Annotated in this window: 16 protein-coding genes; all 16 read right to left on the reverse strand. The window is 69.2% G+C overall.

Annotated elements, in window-relative coordinates; all coding sequences use genetic code 11:
- Nucleotides 1-6 precede the first annotated feature (6 nt).
- Nucleotides 7-1017: a ketol-acid reductoisomerase gene (ilvC, locus tag PSV00_RS13450; RefSeq protein ID WP_300448108.1), complete on the reverse strand. Its 1011-nt coding sequence runs from the start codon at nucleotides 1015-1017 to the stop codon at nucleotides 7-9.
- Between the two features lies 1 nt (nucleotide 1018).
- A complete protein-coding gene (locus tag PSV00_RS13455) occupies nucleotides 1019-2767 on the reverse strand; it encodes a dihydroxy-acid dehydratase (RefSeq protein WP_300448111.1) in 1749 nt (582 codons plus the stop codon).
- A gap of 101 nt (nucleotides 2768-2868) precedes the next feature.
- On the reverse strand, nucleotides 2869-3021 hold the full coding sequence (locus PSV00_RS13460) for a hypothetical protein (protein WP_300448113.1): 153 nt from the start codon (nucleotides 3019-3021) through the stop codon (nucleotides 2869-2871).
- Nucleotides 3022-3153: 132 nt separating this feature from the next.
- The gene (gene gspM, locus PSV00_RS13465; RefSeq protein ID WP_300448116.1) at nucleotides 3154-3645 is read right to left on the reverse strand and encodes a type II secretion system protein GspM; all 492 of its coding nucleotides are present in this window, start codon (nucleotides 3643-3645) and stop codon (nucleotides 3154-3156) included.
- Nucleotides 3642-4748: a type II secretion system protein GspL gene (gene gspL / locus PSV00_RS13470; RefSeq protein ID WP_300448119.1), complete on the reverse strand. Its 1107-nt coding sequence runs from the start codon at nucleotides 4746-4748 to the stop codon at nucleotides 3642-3644. Before gspL ends, gspM begins: the two co-directional genes overlap by 4 nt.
- Nucleotides 4745-5740, reverse strand: a complete 996-nt coding sequence (gspK, locus tag PSV00_RS13475; protein WP_300448122.1) for a type II secretion system minor pseudopilin GspK — start codon at nucleotides 5738-5740, stop codon at nucleotides 4745-4747. The genes gspL and gspK overlap by 4 nt, the downstream gene beginning before the upstream one ends.
- A complete protein-coding gene (gene gspJ, locus PSV00_RS13480; RefSeq protein ID WP_300448125.1) occupies nucleotides 5737-6330 on the reverse strand; it encodes a type II secretion system minor pseudopilin GspJ in 594 nt (197 codons plus the stop codon). Before gspJ ends, gspK begins: the two co-directional genes overlap by 4 nt.
- A complete protein-coding gene (gene gspI / locus PSV00_RS13485) occupies nucleotides 6330-6683 on the reverse strand; it encodes a type II secretion system minor pseudopilin GspI (RefSeq protein WP_300448128.1) in 354 nt (117 codons plus the stop codon). Before gspI ends, gspJ begins: the two co-directional genes overlap by 1 nt.
- Nucleotides 6676-7284 carry a GspH/FimT family pseudopilin gene (locus tag PSV00_RS13490; RefSeq protein ID WP_300448130.1) on the reverse strand — a complete coding sequence of 203 codons (609 nt, stop codon included), beginning with the start codon at nucleotides 7282-7284 and terminating at the stop codon, nucleotides 6676-6678. Before PSV00_RS13490 ends, gspI begins: the two co-directional genes overlap by 8 nt.
- Nucleotides 7253-7705: a type II secretion system major pseudopilin GspG gene (gene gspG, locus PSV00_RS13495; RefSeq protein WP_300448132.1), complete on the reverse strand. Its 453-nt coding sequence runs from the start codon at nucleotides 7703-7705 to the stop codon at nucleotides 7253-7255. Before gspG ends, PSV00_RS13490 begins: the two co-directional genes overlap by 32 nt.
- Before the next feature lie 182 nt (nucleotides 7706-7887).
- The gene (gspF, locus tag PSV00_RS13500) at nucleotides 7888-9099 is read right to left on the reverse strand and encodes a type II secretion system inner membrane protein GspF (protein WP_300448135.1); all 1212 of its coding nucleotides are present in this window, start codon (nucleotides 9097-9099) and stop codon (nucleotides 7888-7890) included.
- On the reverse strand, nucleotides 9099-10622 hold the full coding sequence (gene gspE / locus PSV00_RS13505) for a type II secretion system ATPase GspE (protein WP_300448138.1): 1524 nt from the start codon (nucleotides 10620-10622) through the stop codon (nucleotides 9099-9101). Before gspE ends, gspF begins: the two co-directional genes overlap by 1 nt.
- 4 nt (nucleotides 10623-10626) lie before the next feature.
- Nucleotides 10627-12699: a type II secretion system secretin GspD gene (gene gspD / locus PSV00_RS13510; protein WP_300448140.1), complete on the reverse strand. Its 2073-nt coding sequence runs from the start codon at nucleotides 12697-12699 to the stop codon at nucleotides 10627-10629.
- Nucleotides 12696-13556, reverse strand: a complete 861-nt coding sequence (locus PSV00_RS13515; RefSeq protein ID WP_300448142.1) for a type II secretion system protein N — start codon at nucleotides 13554-13556, stop codon at nucleotides 12696-12698. The genes gspD and PSV00_RS13515 overlap by 4 nt, the downstream gene beginning before the upstream one ends.
- 168 nt (nucleotides 13557-13724) lie before the next feature.
- Nucleotides 13725-16376 (reverse strand): TonB-dependent receptor, encoded by a 2652-nt coding sequence (locus PSV00_RS13520; RefSeq protein ID WP_300448144.1) that lies wholly within the window; start codon nucleotides 16374-16376, stop codon nucleotides 13725-13727.
- Between the two features lie 78 nt (nucleotides 16377-16454).
- Nucleotides 16455-17966: a hypothetical protein gene (locus tag PSV00_RS13525; protein WP_300448145.1), complete on the reverse strand. Its 1512-nt coding sequence runs from the start codon at nucleotides 17964-17966 to the stop codon at nucleotides 16455-16457.
- Nucleotides 17967-18240: the final 274 nt, after the last annotated feature.

The following is an 18240-nucleotide window of genomic DNA, read 5'->3' on the forward strand; positions in this document are numbered from 1 at the left end:
CTCTGATCAGGCCGCTTCAGCGGCCTTGGGGGCGTGCAGCCAGGCCATGCGCTCGCGCAGGCCCGCGCCGACGATCTCGATGGGATGGTCGCTGTCGGCCTTGACCAGGGCGTCGTAGGTGCCCTTGCCGGCCTCATTCTCGGCGATCCATTCGCGGGCGAACTGGCCCGACTGGATCTCGCCCAGGATCTCCTTCATCCGGGCGCGGGTCTCGTCGTTGATCACGCGCGGGCCGGAGGCGACCGAGCCCCATTTGGCGGTCTCGGAAATGAATTCGTTCATCTTGGTGATGCCGCCCTCGTAGAACAGGTCGACGATCAGCTTCAGCTCGTGCAGGCATTCGAAATAGGCGATCTCGGGCTGGTAGCCGGCCTCGACCAGGGTGGTGAATCCGCCCATGACCAGCTCCTTGGCCCCGCCGCACAGGACCGCCTGTTCGCCGAACAGGTCGGTCTCGGTCTCTTCCCTGAAGCTGGTTTCCAACAGGCCGCCGGTCGCGCCGCCGATACCTTTGGCATAGCCCATGGCCCGGTCGCGGGCCTTGCCGGTGGCGTCCTGGCCAACGGCGAACAGGGCCGGAACGCCGCGACCGCGCGCGAACTCGCGGCGCACCAGATCACCCGGCCCCTTGGGGGCGACCAGGATGACGTCCATGTCCTCGCGCGGGGTGACGCGGTCGTACAGGATCGAGAATCCGTGGGCGAACAGGATGGCAGAACCTGGCTTGGCGTTCGGGGCGATCACGTCGCGATAGATATCGGCCTGGGCCATGTCCGGCGTCAGGATGGCGATGATGTCGGCACCCTTGACGGCCTCGGCCGGCTCGGCCGTGGCGATGCCGTCGGCGGTGGCGTTCTTCCAGCCCTTGCCGCCGTGACGAACGCCGGCGATCACGTCGTGACCGCTGTCCTTCAGGTTCTGCGCATGGGCCCGGCCCTGGGAGCCGTAGCCGATCACGGCGATGCGCTGGCCGGCGATGGCCCCGGGGCGGATGTCGGCGTTCGTATAGATCTGCATGTCAGGCGTCCTCATGGGCTTTGGTGTCGACCGGCATCGGGGTGTCCCGGGTCTGGGCCGGCGGTGGATTGGGAATGGTGACGGCCCCCTGGGCGGCCGAGGCGACCGAGGCGGCGTATTTGGCGAAGACGCCGTGTGCCGGGCGGGCACGGTTGGGGGCGAAGCCCGCCCGGCGGACCTCCAGATCGGCGCTGACGTCGATCCGGCGGTTGGTGACGTCGACCGTGATCCTGTCGCCATCGCGAACCAGGGCGATGGGACCGCCGACGGCGGCCTCGGGCGACACATGGCCGACGACGAAGCCGTAGCTGGCCCCGGAGAAGCGACCGTCGGTGATCAGGGCGACATCGTTGATGCCGCGCCCCTTCAGGGCAGCGGTGACCTGCAGCATTTCCCGCATCCCGGGACCGCCGCGCGGGCCCTCGTAGCGGATGACGATGACATCGCCCTCGCCGACCGACCCGTCCTGGACGGCGTGGAAGGCGTCCTCCTCGGAGTCGAACACACAGGCCGGACCCTCGAAGCGATCGACAGCGTGACCTGTCAGCTTGATGACCGCGCCGTCAGGGGCCAGGTCCCCGTAGATGACGGCAAAGGAGCCGCGCGGACTGACCGGGGCGGCCATCGGCGTCACGACCTGCTGGCCAGGGGCCTCTTCCGCCTCGGCGGCCTCGGCGAACAGGCTGCGGCCGCTGACGGTCGGGGCGTTGTGGATCTTGCCCGCCGCGGCCAGCCGCTGGGTCACCAGACGGGTGCCGCCGGCCGCGTACAGATGGCTGGCCAGGAAGCGGCCGCCCGGCTTCAGGTCGCAGATGACCGGGGTGGCCTCGCAGGCGGCGTTGCAGTCCTCGACCCCGAACGCGACCCCGGCCTCGGCGGCGATGGCGGTCAGATGCAGCACGGCATTGGTCGAGCCCCCGCTGGCCGAGACGGCGGCGGCGGCGTTCTGCAGCGAGCGGCGGGTGATATATTTGCAGGCATGGTCGCCGGCGAAGACGCGTTCGACCACCAGCCGGCCGCAGCGCTCGCCCTCGGCCGCCTTGCCCGGATCGACCGCGGGGACGTCATTGGCCCCCATCGGCGACAGGCCCATGACTGACAGGGCCATGGCCATGGTGTTGGCCGTGAACTGGCCGCCGCAGGCCCCGGCCCCGGGACAGGCGGCGCTCTCGACCGCCTTCAGACCGGCATCGTCCAAAGCGCCGGCGGCATGGGCCCCGATGGCCTCGAACACCTCCTGGATCGAGAACTCGCGCTCGCCGATCCGGCCGGGCATGATCGTGCCGCCGTAATAGACGAGGCCGGGGATATCCATCCGGGCCAGGGCCATGGCCGCCGCCGGAATGGTCTTGTCGCAGCCGACGATACAGATGACGCCGTCCAGCTGATGGCCCTCGATGGCCAGTTCGATCGAGTCGGCGATGACCTCGCGGCTGATCAGGGAGGCCTTCATTCCCTTGGTACCCATCGAGATGCCGTCGGTGACGACGATGGTGTTGAAATCGACCGGCCAGCCGCCTGCGGCGATGATGCCGGCGCGCACGTCTACGGCCAGCCGGTCCAGATGCATGTTGCACGGGGTGACCGTCGACCAGGTGTTGACGATACCGATCATCGGCTTGTCGAAATCAGCATCCGCCATGCCGGCGGCGCGCAGATAGCTGCGCGCCGCGGCCCGGCTGGGGCCGCGCGTGACGGCATGGCTGCGCCAGTCGGGCCGCGCGCTGTTCGGGGTGAAATCTTGCGTCATTGGGTCAGGTCGGTTCCGGTAGAAGTCCGGACCGCACGCATAAAAAACCCCGCTTCCTTGTCAGGAAGCGGGGGCTGCGAGCGATCCAGTCAGGTCTGGTCTCAGGTCGCGTTCAGCCACACCGCTCCGGAGAGCAGTACAAGGGTGAGCCCAAGAATAAGGGTGTGCAGGACCATGACCGTCTCGTCGGCGCGCGACAGCGCGACCGCCCCGGGGGCGGTCCTGCGATCAGCGATACGGGCGGCGTCGGTCAAGGGAGGGTTCCTGTCTGGTGATTCACTTAACCAGACTTTGCCGCGCCGCACAACAGGAATGGGATGATTTATGCCGTTAGACACCAAATAGAGCGCCGCACGGCAATATTTTGTCTCGCCAAAACGGGCCGTTCAGCGAGCGCCGGAAGCCGGAGCCAGGGCCCCCTCGACGGCGAGGGTCGCATCGGCATTCTCGACCACGGCCAGGCGGATGGTCTCGATCCCGTGGCTGGCCCTGAGGTCGGCGAGCCAGCCGAACAGGGCAGCGCTGGAGGCCGAGGACGCGCGGAATCCCAGGTCGCCGGAGGCGTCCATGGCCGTGGTCAGCGTGAGCCCGGCAGCCTCGGCGGTTTCGACAACGACAGGCTGGATGCCGGCGGGCGAGGTGACGACGACGGCCTCCGGGCTCGCCAGAAGGCGCACACCCGCCTCGACCCGAACCCGGTCGGATATCGCCTGCAGGCGGTGGTCGGCCGCGGCCGCGCGCCAGGTCCAGGCCGGACGCACCACACCCAGCCACAGCAACAGAGCCAGAAGGATGACCAGCATCACGGCCAGCAGCCCCTGTTCGCGACGGGTGCGTCCGTCCCACCACGGGCGAAGGGGAAGATGGAAGGCGGTCATGCCGGAGCTCCGATCAGGATTTCGCTGACGACGCGGCCGCCGTCGTCGACGGTGCTGGTATCGTCCAGTCGCATGCCGGCTGCAGCCATGGCGGCGCGCAGACTGTCCAGGTCCTGATAGGCCGGATAGCTGACGGTGGCGCGTACCCCGGTCTCGGGGTCGGCGACGAAACTATCGAGTTCGGCCCCCTCGACGCCCTCGACGGCGGTGAACAGGGCGGCGGCGGCGGCGGTAAGTCCGCCGGGCGGTGCCGCGACCTCGAGGCGACGGTTGATCTCGGCCACCGGATCGGTGCTCGCGGCCAGGTCCGGCAGGCGGGTGCGGATCAGGTCCCGGGTTCCAGCCTCGATCCGGCGGGCGGCCAGATCATCGCGGGCCGCCGTTGCCAGGGTCAGGACCAGGGGCGAGATCAGCAGCACCGCCGCCAGCAGTGCCGCCCGACGCCAGCCGCCGGCCCCCCGGCTCCCGTCGCGATCGACCCCCGCCAGAAGGTTGACCGGCGGATTGAGGGCGGCGGCGACCAGGGCGCGCTCGAGCGCGGGCTCGCTCTCGATCGGCTCGACCCGCCGGTCCCCCCGGACCAGGTCGAGCAGGTCCGGCTGGACGGCGACGGCGAACCGGTGGCCGCGCAGGGCCAGGCTGGGCCCGAAGGCGACCATGCTCAGGGCGTCATCGGCGGCGGGAACCGGCAGGGTCATCATGTCCGGAACCAGGACATCGGCACGGACTCCGAGGGCATCGAGATAGTCGGTCCAGGCCGACAGCAGGGCCTGGTTGACGACCAGGACCAGACGCGGCTCGCCGGCGGGTCCCGGGGGGGCGAGGGTGACGGACAGACGGTCGGCCGGAGCGGCGAGGCTGTCGCGCAGGGCCCAGAGGGCGGCGGCCCGTACCTGGGCGGGCCCGCCGGACGGCAGGTCGAGCCAGCGCGCCATTACATCGGTGCCCGGAACCACGGCGACGGTGTGAAGGGTCGGCGGGATCGCGGCGGCGTCCGGCAGCAGATGGCCGCGTTCGTGCACCGTGCCGCCGGCGTCGACGACCAGATAGGGGGCCGGCTCATTGCCGAGCGCGGGGATGAGGATCAGGCGGGTCAGGCTCATTCGTCGAGGGTCCAGCGTTGGATCACGGTCACCACCTCGCCCGAGGGACGGGCGTACAGGAGGGCCGTGCGAACCGCGTGTATGCCGCCATAGTCGACATCGACGCGCAGATTGAAGAAGCGGGTCAGGACGCCGACCTGCTCGACGGCCGCCGACGACGGGGTCACGCCGGACAGGGCCGACTGGCGCCAGAAGGCCGTGGCGTCGGTCCAGCCGTCGCGCGGACGGGCGAGGATGGCCGCGCGGGCCATGGCCGGGCTGATCCGCCCCTCCCCCAGCATTTCCAGCAGCGGAGCCTGGTCGACGGTCAGGGTATTCACATTGAGGACCGAGGGGCGGGTGGTCGGCAGGGCACACACCAGGGGCCGCAGCCGGCGGTAGAGGTCGGCATCGACGCCACGCACCGCGCGCAGCTCGCTGACCTCGGCCAGCATCACCCCGCCGGTGCGGTAGGGAACGGCCAGACCGGCATAGGCCCCGTCCTCGGCTCCGAGGGGGCCGGTGGTGGCGTCGGCGTCGAGCCAGTCGACCAGGGCGGCGGCGACGGGCCGCATCCGGCTTTCGGGCACGCCGACCGCCTGACCGAGGGCGACGAGACGGGCGGCCTGGTCGGGATTGGCGATCAGGTCCTCGCCAACCCCGTCGACGACGCTGTTCAGGTTGAAACAGGCCTGGCCGTCGCGGACCACGGCACTGAGGGTCCCGGCCTCGATCGGAAAACTCAGGATACGACCGTTCCACTGGGGATCGAGCGGCGTGCGCACCGGATCGGCCTGCAGCAGGCGGGTCACCTGGCGGCGGGCCAGCAGCTCGGCCCCGGCGGCGTACCAGCGGGCCTGGCTGCCGGTCTCGGCATTGGCCGCCCGGCGGACCGAGAACCGCACATCGTCCAGCACGGCCACAGCGATCACCGACATCACGGCGACCAGCAGCAGGACGGTCAGCAGGGCCATGCCCTCGCGGCGCGCGCGCGACCGGACGCGGCCGCTCATCGTCCACTCCCGACCAGGAAGATCTGGCTGACCGGGCCATAGCCGTCGAGCGTCATCGTCACCCGCACCGCGTCCGGCAGCGGCCGTTCAGCGGTGGTGATGAAGCCGGGCGCGTCCTGGCCGTTCTGGATGAAGGCGACGCTGAGGTCGCTCACCCCGCGATACAGGATCTGCGGCACACCGGCCCGGGCCCCGTCCAGGCGGGGCGAGACGCGACGCTCGAGACGCCCGTCCACGAGACTGTATTCGACCCGCTGCAGTGAGGCCCGCGCCTGTTGCCCCGGATTGCTCCAGCCGGCGCGCGTCAGGACCAGCACCGGCTCTCCGGGCACCAGGGCCCCGCTGATCGGTTGCGGGCGGGGGCGGCCGGTCGGGCCACGGGTGCGGCGCGCCGTGGCCTGGCCGAGATCGGCCTGCAGCAGGGCGCGGGTGCGCTGGAAGGCGGCGGTGCGGTCCGAGGCCGCCCGTATGGCGAAGCGATTGTCGATTGACAGGCTGAGCACCGCCGCCCCGGCGGCGGCGATCAGGGCAAAGATCAGCAGGGCGACCAGCACCTCGACCAGGGTGAAGCCGGGACGACGGGCGCGCATCAGCCGCGGGTCCGGAACAGGGTGCGGTCCGAGACCTGTCCCTCGTCGGTCGAGACCCGGACCTCGATCCGCTGCAGGCCGGGATCGTCGGTTCCGGTGACCACCCGGGTCCAGCGCCAGGTGCGACCGGCCATCCCGGTCTCACCCGCGGTCTCACCGTCGGCCAGCCCCGGGGCGATCACCGCCTCGATACCGACATTCTCGGCCACCACCCCGGCCAGGGTCCGGGTTTCGACCCGGGCGGCAGAGCGGGTGTTCTCGCCTGACAGGTTCAGCAGGGCCAGGGCCGCCAGGCTGAACACGGCCAGGGCGACGAGCACCTCGACCAGGGTGAAGCCGGGCCGGTCAGTCATGGATCACGACCTCGCCGGCCCCGTCGACCGTGACCACCACCGCGCGATCGGCACGACTGAGCGTGATCCGGGCCGGATCGGCGATACCGGTTGGATCGAACACCACCCGCACCGGGGTCATGCCCGCTGTCATGGTCGTACCGTCCCGCCAGGTCTCATCCCGAAACGGTCCCTCCGTCAGCGGCGACCAGTGCAGGCCGTCATAGGTCGAGAACTGATAGCCGGCGGCATCGGCCTCGACCGCCACGACCCGATTGGCCAGCACGGCCTCCTCGCGGGCGCGGGTCAGGCGGGCGGCGAACCGTTCCGCCTCGGCCCCGACCGGCGGCCGGGGATCGGGCACGGTCAGCATGACCGCCCCCGCCGCCAGACCGATGATGGCCACCGTCATCATCAGCTCAACGAGGGTGAAGCCGGCTCTTGTTTGGGCGCTATCGCGCCGCGCGCGGCGCGGCGCTGCATGAGCGCGATTGGTGCGCAGGCCCTCCCCCGCCGGTGGGCCCGGATTGGCACCCAGCGCGCTCAGGCAGCGAACCGCCGCGCGGCGAGCGCCAGCGCCCCAAAGACCCTCAATTCTGCCAGTTGCCGAGATCCGCGTCATTGTCCTCGCCCCCCTCCTTGCCGTCCGCCCCGTAGGAGAAGACGTCGAACTGACCGCCGTGGGCGCTCTGGCGCCGGTACTGGTAGGGATTGCCCCAGGGGTCCTCGGGCAGGCGCCGGACATAGCCACCCTGACGATAGCGTTCGGGCCGGGTCAGGCCGGCGGGTGCGGCGACGAGGGCCTGCAGGCCCTGGCGGTCGTCGGGGAAGACCAGATTGTCGAGACGATAGGTTTCCAGCGCCTGTTCCAGGGTCGAGATGTCGGCCCGGGCCTTGCCGACCATGGCCTTGTCCTGGCTGGGCAGGACATTCAGCGCCACGACGGTGGCCAGCAGGCCGATGATGACGATGACCACCATCAACTCGACCAGGGTGAAACCTTCTCGCCTCTGGGTCCTGACGTTCGCCGCGCGGCGGCTCACGGCTTGAGGACACGGTTGGGCGCTAGCGCTCGCGACGCGGTCGCGCGCTGCTTGAGCCCCATTCCGGGTGCGAACCCGTCGCGTCGAACGCAGGGAGGCACGTCCGGCGACGAGGCGGGCCGCCCTGACGCCGTGGGCCGCCACGCGGCGAACGATTGAGCTGAATGACATCACGTTGCTCCTCACCCCATCGCCAGGGTGTTGATCTGAAGAATGGGCAGCAGGATCGACAGGACGATCAGGGCGACCACCCCGCCCATGACCACGATGATCGCCGGCTCCAGCAGGCTGAGCATCACGGCGGTGAAGGTGGCGAACTCGCGGTCCAGATAGTCGGAAGCGCGTTCGAGCATCGGCTCCAGCCGACCGCTGCTCTCGCCCGAGGCGGTCATGTAGACGAGGATCGAGGGGAAGACATCGGCGCGGCGCATGGCCGCCGACAACCCGCCGCCCTCGCGCACGGCGTCGGCCATGGTCTCGGTCGCCTGGCGCAGGGCCCGGTTCGACACCGTGCGGGCCGTGATGGTCAGCCCCTCCAGAACCGGCAGGCCGGCCGCGATCATCGTCGCCAGGGTCCGGGCCATCTTCGCGCCGTGCAGGTCGCGCGTCAGACGGCCGACCAGCGGGAGGTTCAACAGCAGGGTGTCGGCCTTCAGCCGCGTCTTGGGATCGCGCAGGGCGGCGGCGGCGGCCAGACCGCCCAGCACCAGAACCACGGCCAGCAGCCAGCCCCAGTTCCGCATCAGGTCCGACAGGCCGATCACCAGCCGGGTCAGCAGCGGCAGGGTCTGGTGCATGCTGTCGAACTGGTCGACCACCTTGGGCACGACGAAGGTCATCAGGGCCCCGATCACCCCCAGGGCCACCACGGCGAGGACGATCGGATAGACCAGGGCGGTGACCACCTTGCCGCGCACCTGTTCATCGCGCTCAAGGCCGTCAGCCAGACGTTCGAGGATGGGGGCCAGGGCCCCCGAGGTCTCGCCGGCCGAGACCATGGCGCAGTACAGGGGCGGAAAGGCCGGCCCCTGGCGGGACATGGCCTCGGACAGGCGACGGCCTTCCATCACCCCCGCATGGACGGCGTTGAGAATGGCCCGGACCCGGGGACTGTCCGCCTGCAGGGCTATGGTGCGCAGCGCCTCCTCGATCGGGGCGACCGAGACGAGCGTAGCCAGTTGCCGGGTGGTCAGGGCCAGGGCCTTGGCGCTGAGGCGGCCGGGACGCAGGGCCAGTTCGGCGCGCTGGGCCGCGCCGCGCGCGGGAGTGATCTCGAGCGGCATCAGGCGCCGACGATCCAGCAACCCCCGCGCCGCGGCCTCGTCGGCGGCGGTCAGCACGCCGGACACCGTCCGCCCCGAGGCGTCGGCGGCGACATAGTCGAACGCCGCCATCAGGCCGGCACCCCGAGCCGGAGCGGCGCGGGCGCGTCCGGCACCTCGGCCGTCTCCTGCCGCGTGACCCGCACCGCCTCCTCGACCGAGGTGACGCCGTCCAGCACCAGGGTCCGGGCGCTGTGGGACAGGGTGTCGGCCTTGTCGAAGGCGACGGCGGCAATGGCCTGTTCATCCGCCTCGGCCGCGATCAGGCGGCGGATGCGGTCATCGACGCGGATGGCCTCATACAGGCCGACCCGGCCGACATAGCCGGTCTGGTTGCAACGGGCACAGCCGTGCGGCCGCCAGACGGTCGCGCCAACAGGGACCCCGACCATTCGGGCGGTGGCCGCGTCGGCGGGCTCGGGCCGACGGCAATCACCACACAGCCGTCGCACCAGCCGCTGGGCCACGATCAGCCGCAGGGTCGAGGCCAGCAGGAAGGGTTCGACCCCCATGTCGCGCAGCCGGGTCACGGCCCCGACGGCGTCATTGGTGTGGACGGTCGACAGCACCAGATGGCCGGTGAGGGCGGCCTGGACCGCGATGCGGGCCGTCTCGACGTCGCGGATCTCGCCGACCATGACCACGTCCGGATCCTGACGCAGGATGGCGCGCAGGCCGGCGGCGAAAGTCATGCCGACCCTGGTGTTGACCTGGGTCTGGCCGACGCCGTCGATCGCATATTCGACCGGGTCCTCGACCGTCAGGATATTGCGGGTGGCGTCGTTCAGCAGCGACAGGCCGGCATAGAGGCTGGTGGTCTTGCCCGAACCGGTCGGGCCGGTGACGAGGATGATGCCGTTCGGTTCGGACAGGGCGGCGCGGAAGGCGTCGAGCACGCCGGGGGCCATGCCCAGCTGCTCCAGCTTCAGGTCGGCCTGGTCCTTGTCGAGAATACGCAGCACCACCCGCTCGCCGGCGCGCGACGGCAGGGTCGAGACCCGCACGTCCAGCGACTTGCCACCGAGCGCCAGGGAGATACGGCCGTCCTGGGGAACCCGTTTCTCGGCGATGTCGAGGCGCGCCATGACCTTGATGCGCGACACCAGCAGCGGGGTGATACGCGGGTTGAGGCTCAGGGCCTCGCGCAGCACGCCGTCGACCCGCATACGCACGGTCAGGGCCCGGTCGAAGGGCTCAAGATGGATGTCCGAGGCCCCGGCGCGGACCGCCTCGGCGATGATGCCGTTGATCAGCCGGATCACCGGCGCGTCGTCGGCGGTGTCGAGCAGGTCGGCGGCGGCGGGCATGTCGTCGATCAGGCTGTCCAGACCGGACGGCATATCCAGATCGCCATCGCCGCCGGTCGCGTTCAGATGGTCGCCGGCATAGACCTCGGACAGGTGGCGATCGAACGCGGCCTGGCTGAGATGTTCGACGGTCAGCGGCCGCCCGAGCGCGCGCCGGGTCTCGACCAGGGCCCCCGCGTCGGCCCCGTCCCGCAGCCCGACCCGGGCCACCTCGCCGGCGTCCAGCAGCACGACGCCGTGTCGCTTGGCGAAGCCATAGGGCAGGGTTGGATTGACGAGGACGATCATGGTCTCAGTCCTGCGGCACGGGGGCGGCCACCGAGGACAGGGGCGTACCGTCGACAACGCCCGCTGGTGCGGTCACGGCCCGATCCGGAGCGACCGGGGGCTGGGTGCGCATATAGTCGCGCAGCATCTCGTCGAGGCTGGCCTCCTGGTCCGGCAGGGCGCTCTGCTGCTGCCGGCGCATATAGCCCCAGCGGTCGGCCGTCAGGGCCTGGGCGTCATCCGGGCTGCGGATGATGGTCGGGCGGATGAAGACCATCAGATTGGTGCGCCCGCGCTGGTGGCTGCTGGAGCGGAACAGCCCCCCGATGCCGGGCAGGTCGCCGAGCCCGGGCACCTTGTCGACCGAGAGCCTGTCGTTCTGGTCCAGCAGGCCGCCGGCCACGGCGATGTCGCCGTCGTCGACCACCAGGGTGGTTTCCAGTTCGCGCTTGTTCAGGACCAGATCATTGGCGCTGCCGCTGAGGATACCGTTGATGCTGGACACCTCCTGACGCAGGAACAGGGTGATCGAGCCGCCGGCATTGATCTGGGGCCGGACCACCAGCTTGACGCCGATGTCCTGGCGCTGGGTCGTACGGAAGGGGTTGGAGTTGCCGTCCAGCAGGGCCTCGCCGGTCGTGATCGGCACCTCCTGCCCGACGAGGATCGTGGCCTCCTCATTGTCGAGGGTCATCAGCGACGGGGTCTGCAGCAGGTTGGAGCCGGCATCCGTCTTGGCGGCATTGATGATGAAGCCGAACAGGCCGTTGCCGAGGCTGCCACCGCCGCCGCCGACGAAACCGTTGGCCCCCAGCAGGCTGTTGACCGCGAGACTCTGCAACTGTTCGCGCAGCGGATCATCGCTGGCCAGGGTGGTGGCCGCGGCCCCGCCGGCGACCGGCAGCAGGGGGGTGGCACTGTTGGAATAGTTGGTCAGGCCGATCGGGCTGCCGTCCTGGCCGGCCAGCAGCCACTGGACCCCCAGCTCGCGCACGGCGGTGTCGGACAGTTCGACGACGATGGCCTCGATGAGCACCTGCTGGCGGCGCTGATCCAGCTGCCGGATGACCTCGGCCAGCATGCGCTGGGTGTCGGCCGAGGCCGAGACCACCAGGGCATTGGCCCCGGGGAAACGGGCAATGGTGGCGCGCTGGCCGGGAACCGGATCAGCCGTGACGGCGGTGACCGGGGTCGCGACCTCGCCCCCCGGCGTGGCATGGGCGCTGGCGGCGGTGACCGGCTGGCCGACGATCTGCTGCAGCACGGGCAACAGCTGTTCGGCATTGGCATGCTGCAGGAAGATGACCTTGACGTCGTCGGCCGAGCGGGCCCGCTGGTCCAGGTCCTCGACCAGCGGACGCACGCGGGCTACCGCGGCCGGATCGCCGCGCAGGATGATGGAGTTGGAGCTGTCGACCGGCGTCACCGACACCATGCCCTGCCCCGGCTGGCCGCCGGGCGGGGCCAGCACCGACTGCAGGACGGCAGCGATCTCGCGGGCCGAGGAATTCTCGAGGGTGATGACCTCATAGCTGGCGCGATCGACATCGATTCGGCCGATCAGGGCGCGGATGCGCACCAGGTTGTCGGCGAAGTCCGCGACCACCAGGCTGTTGCCAGCCGGGTTGGGCAGGACCTGCCCCTGGGCCCCGACCAGCGGGCGGATGGTCTCGGCGGCAGAGGCGGCGTCGATGTTGCGCAGCTGGAAGACCTCGGTCGAGAACCGCTCATTGCCGACCGTCGACGGTCCCTGGGCTGCGCCCCCTGCCGGACTGATGCGATAGGCCCCCGAGCCGGTCGGGGTGACCACCAGGCCGTTGGCCCTCAGGGTCGACAGGAAGACCTCGAACAGTTCGGTGCGGCCCAGTGGCCGGTCGCTGGTCACGGTCACCGTGCCGCTGACGGCGGGGTCGACGATAAAGGTGCGGCCGGTGGTACGGGCCACGTCCTGGATAAAGGCGCGGATGTCAGCCCCCTGGACATTCAGGGTCTGGCGTCCGGCGGTCTGGGCCAGGACGCTGGCGGGGGCCATCAGGGCCGGTCCGGCGAGGGTCAGGGCCAGGACCGCGGAGACGGCGCATCGGGTCAATCGGTTCACGGGCCGGTCCTTATGGTCGTCGTCTGCACCGCCCCGTCCCGTTCGAAACGGATGCGGGCACTGGTGGCGCTGGAAAGCTGGCGGCGGAGGGTGGCGAGCTGGGCCGGGCCGGTCAGGTCGGTGTCATTGACGGACAGGATCACGTCCCCGGGCTGGAGGCCGGCGGCGGCGAGGGCCGAACGATCAGCCCCCTCGGCAATGGTGAAGCCATTCATGCCCAGCCCCTGCAGCCGGGGCCGCAAGGCCCCCATCAGCGGGCCGGGGTCGACGATCGGCCCGGTCGGGGCGACGACGGCGGTCGGGGTCGGGCTCACGACCTGGGGGCCCGGCGGCGGCGGCGGCGGCGGAGCGGCCCCCATCGGGGCCTCGGCGAAGTCCAGACGGGTGACCGAGGCACCACGCGCGAGGGTGACATGGTCCGGCCCCACGGACTGCAGGATCAGCCCAGGCTCGACCGGCTCGCCGAGACCGACCGAGATCTGATGGCCGTCGGCGAAACCGATGATGGCTGAGCCGCCCCCCGGCCCGCCGGCGCGGACCCCGAACAGCCGCATCTGACTGCTGCCGGCGGCGGTATCCTCAGCCAGGCTGCTGCGGCCGCCGGTGCGGAAGAAGGCGTCGAAACGCTGGAAGATGGAGACGTCGACGGCCGTGGCGGGCACGGCGACGACGGCGGCCGGCACGGCCGGACCGGGCTGGACCAGGGTCCAGACCAGTCGCCCGGACTGGACCAGCAGGGCCAGGGCCAGGGTCAGTTCAAGCGCTGTCCGCAGCTGCCGCGGGCGCGTACGGAGCGCACCCGATACCTGTCCCGCCGATAAATTGAGAGTGCGAAGAAAGCCGATCAAGGTGAACACGCCCGACACGACCCCAGGGGCCAGGGACGCTCTTAGACCAATCGTCCGGACCCGGCCTCACGGCCGCATGACACCCCGGACAAACTAAGAAGACAGTCCATCCGTTCACGGAGTAAACCGCTCAAAACCGGGGGCCGGTCGCTGGGACCGACCCCCGGCAGAGAGGGATCAGAAGCGGGCGGTCAGGCTGACCGAGGCGCTGGATCCGAGGTCGTAGTTGTTGATCAGGATCTTGTTGCCCAGCTCCTGATATTCGTCGAACCCGGTCTGCAGCAGGTTGCGCAGTTCGAGCGCGAAACCGAAGTCGCGGTCCATCGCGGTGAAATCCTTGCGATAGACGAAGTCGAGGAAGACACCCGGGTCTTGGATGTAGTCAGGCTCGCGGCTGCCCGCAGCCCCGGCACCCCGCGCCGTGATCCGTTCGCTGACGTAGTTGACGATGATCGTCGCCTGCGAGCGGGCCGTGTCGTCTTCCCAACCGAACTGGGCGTTGACCACATGTTCGGACTGGCCCTGGAGCCGGCTTCCGTCCGCGATGAAGAAGGACGCCTGTTCCGGCGTGCCGGCTCCACCCAGCGACAGGACGGTGTCGGCGACCCCAACCCGAACCTCGGAGTCCGACCATGTGTAGTTGGCCTGGATCAACCAGCGCTTGTTGGCGATGAAGGGCGACGGCGAGTCGATGAACTCGAAGAATTTCTTGAACTCGACCTCGGCTCCGAAAATCGTGGCCTGGGGCGCGTTCAGGAAGCTCTGCTGACGCTGGTTGCCGACGTCGGTGATGATCGACTCCACCGGCTTGTCGAGATCCTTGTAGAACAGACCCGCCGTCACATACTGCTGACGCGCGAAATACCATTCGTAGCGGGCATCGATGTTCAGGATCTCGGTGTCCACCAGATAGGGGTTGCCGATGAAGGTCCTGTCGCTGTCAGGATCCGTATAGGACTGGGGTGCCAGTTCGCGGAACTGGGGACGACCAATGGTCTGGGAGATGCCGAACCGGGCCTGCTGATCCTCGGCGAAATTCCAGGTCGCCGTAAACGACGGCAGATAGTACTGCTCCTCGATCCGGGTCGCCTGGTACGGCGCGGAGCCGCCGAACACGTCGCGCGGAACAACAGTCTGCTCGCCGTCCTCGAAGCGCAGACCGACCGTGGTCCGCACCAGCGGGACGATTTCGGCGTCGACCATCGCATAGAGGGCGTTGACCTTCAGGCTGGCGTCATAGGCGCTGGCCCCGTTGCCGCCGGTGACTTCTCGCAATTCCAGCGTCGTCGGGTTGATGTTGAAGTCCGAAAACAAATAGTCGACCCGCGATTCCCGCTGATCCACACTCAGGGAACCGACGGCCGCGAACTGCAGGTCGCGGCGTTCGGCGTCGCGGGTGTTGTCGAGGATGGCGAAGCCGGCGCTGAATACCGCTTCACGGAAATCCGACAGCGGCAGCGTATAGCTGACGTCCGCCCCGCCCGACAGGACGTCGTCGTTCAACTCACTGAACGAGATCAGATTGCCCTGGACGTTATGGATGAAGTTACCGCCGGCATCGACGCCATAGACGAAGCGGCTCTCATACGGCGCATCGCGCGAGGTCGTCGCGTAGGAGGCGCGCCAGTCGACCTGCAGGTCGCCATCCATCAGGGTGTGCGAGCCGGCCAGCTGGGTGGTGAACAGCTGACGGACAAACCATTCCGTATGGTCGTCGCGCACGACCGCGCCACCGGCGTCGAAGTCGGTACCGGCGCGCGAACGGGCTTCCTTGGTCGTGTTGCGAACGTAGAAATTCGTCCACTTCAGTTCGTTGTTTTCGCCCGAAATGGACAGGCCACCGAGGAAGTTCAGCTGGATGTCATTGCTGGTCGAATCCACGACCTTGTCGCTGACCGGAACCAGGACGGCCCCGGAAAACTGGCCTTCCTGCTGCACGGCCTGGCGGGTGTCCCAGCTGTTGCTGTAGCTGGCCACGCCGATCACACCGAGCGTGCCCAGACCGGTCTCATAGGCGTTGCCGCCCGAAACCTTGAAGCCGAGATCGGCGGGAATGGTGTCGCGCTGGAGCAGGCGCAGCGGCGCGTTGACCAGGGAATGCCCCATCTGCTGCAGTTCGGTGGCGGTGTAGTTGGCCCCGTTGATCTGCTCGCCCGAGGCGAAGGCGGCGGCGATCGAATCCGGCACATCGCGGGTGCCGTCGTCGAAGCCGGTGAAGTCGGTGCGCGATCCGAAATAGATCAGGCCGTCCTTGCCGGTCGTTTCCGTATTGCCGCCGGTCGAGGCCTCGATGTTGAGGAAGGGCGAGTTGGGTGCGTCGACGGTGCGCAGATCGATCACGCCACCGCCGAACTCGCCGGGCAGGTTGGCGGACCAGGTCTTCTGGACGGTGACACCGTCAAGGATGCTGGACGGGAACAGGTCCAGCGGCACGACCCGCTGCAGCGGCTCCGGACTGGGCAGGGGCGACCCGTTCAGCAGGGCCGACGAATAGCGTTCACCGAGACCGCGGACATAGACGAAACGGCCCTCGACCACGGACAGGCCGGTCACGCGCGTCAGGGCGGCGGCGGCGTTGCTGTCGCCCGTCCTCTGCAGGTCTTCATTGGTCAGGAAGGCCGCAACCTCGGAACTCTCGCGATTGGGCTCGGGGATGTAACGGCCGAGAACGACCACCTCATCGACAGTGGATGTCTGGTCTATCGGGGCCTCGGCCGCGGGAACCGCGTCCTGGGGCTGGGTCTGGGTCTGGGCCATGGCCGTGGCGGGCGCGATCAGCGCACTGCTGGCCAGAAGGACCCCGCTCAGGGTGAGGTAGGATTTGATCATGATCTGCGCCTTGAAGGGGTCAACGGGAAACGTGAAGGTCGGCGGCGGCCCCGAAGGGCCGCCGCCGTGCTCCCGTAATCAGCAGGTCTTTCCGGCGGTCAGGCCGCAGGTCCAGCCCTGGTACCAGGTGTCGGCGGCGTTCTGGACGGCACCGATATAGGTGGTCAGGACAAAGCCACCGTGGACGGCCGGCGCGTTAACCGGGGTGACTGCCGTCTCGTTGGCACCGTTAATGAAGGTCAGCACCGTATTGGTGAGGGTCACGCCCGTGGCCGGGGCCGTCAGGGTCGAGGTTCCCGCGGCGGTGTTGTTCGTGCCCGCCGTGAAGACGGTGGTGGAGGCCGCGACATTCGCCGGACGGTAGGAGATGCCGCAGGACATGAAGACCGAGTTGAACGTCGGGAAGCTGGTCAGGGTGTCGGCGTCGTTGATGGCCAGGCAACCCGAGGCCGAACCGGCGACGTTGGTGAAGACCGAGTTGATCACGGTCGGCTTGGTGCCGGTGTCGAAATGGGCGACCGTGTGGGCGTCCGTCGGCGAGTTGCGACCGACCAGGGTCCAGTTGGCGATCTTCGGCTGCGAGATGTAGCGCGAGGCCAGCGGCGTGGCCGCCGGAGCCGACGAGAACTCGAAGCCGGCGCTGCGGCTGGTGGAGTTCGGGGCCCGCTGGGTGACGATGCCGAACTGGGCACCCCCGCGCCAGCCGGTGTCGGTGTCCAGGCCGTCGTCGTCAGCACCGTTGATAACGATATGCTTCAGATTGACGAAGCCGCCGAAGATCTCGATGCCGTCGTCGGAGCTGTTGTAGGACTGGACATATTCAATGGTGGTGCCCGAGCCGACGCCGGCCAGGGTCAGAGCCTGGAGCTCGTTGCCGGTCGAGATCTCAAAGCCCGAATATTTGATCTGGACATACTTCAGGCGGCCCGAGCTGTCGGTCGGGGTGTTGCCGCCGAAGAAGGCGCTCGTGCCCTCGACCTGGCCGGTGCAGGTGACCGGGGCGGTCAGCTGGCAGTTGGCCTGCGGTGCGCGGCCGGCGAGAACGATGCCGCCCCACTGGCCCTGGGATTCCAGGGTGGTGGTGCCTTCGACGTTCTGCCGGCTGGTGAAGATGATCGGGGTGGTCGAGGTGCCCTCGGCGAACAGCTGCGAGCCACGGTTGACCAGCAGGTAGTCGCCGCCGCTCGAAGCGAAGACGGTGACGCCCGGCTCGACGGTCAGGATGCCCTGGGCGCTGCCGGCCAACGGCGCAGCCGGGTCGATACCGCGATCGGTGCCGACCTCGGTACGACCGCTGATCGAATAGATGGTGCCGGCCCGCAGCGGTACCGTCAGGTTGCCGAGGATCTGCTGCGGCAGCTGGCACACCCGCAGGGTGTTCGAGGCGATGGTGCCGACATTGGAGAAGCCGGTCGGGCAATCGACCGCCGCCGTTCCGGTGCCGCCACCGGTGCCGCCACCGGTGCCGCCACCGGTGCCGGTGCCGAAATCACCCTCGCCGGGCGAGGCAACCTCGGCGGACCCGCAGGCCGCAACAGTCAGGGCGCAGGCGGAAACCGCGAGCAGGGTTTTCAGTTTGAAGCCGGTCATCGTTTTCCACCGTGTTCTGGTCAAAGGAACTCACGACAGGTGGGACCGGAACGCTCGGTCCCGATCACGACGACATTCGCCCCCGCCCGTCCACGGCCTCACTAGAAGGCGGATGTGACATCGCAGCCGCCGAAAGGTGACGGTTCCGGCGCGCTTGTGTGAAGTTGTTTTCGCGGTTCGATGAAACACCATCCTGATACGGCGCAACCGTCATGAAACGGCGACGCCTGCCTGTCACCGGGGCCGGTTCAGGCCTTGCCTTGCCCGGCACCGC

The organism is Brevundimonas sp. (assembly GCF_029945885.1).
In the GTDB taxonomy this organism is placed as follows: Bacteria; Pseudomonadota; Alphaproteobacteria; order Caulobacterales; family Caulobacteraceae; genus Brevundimonas.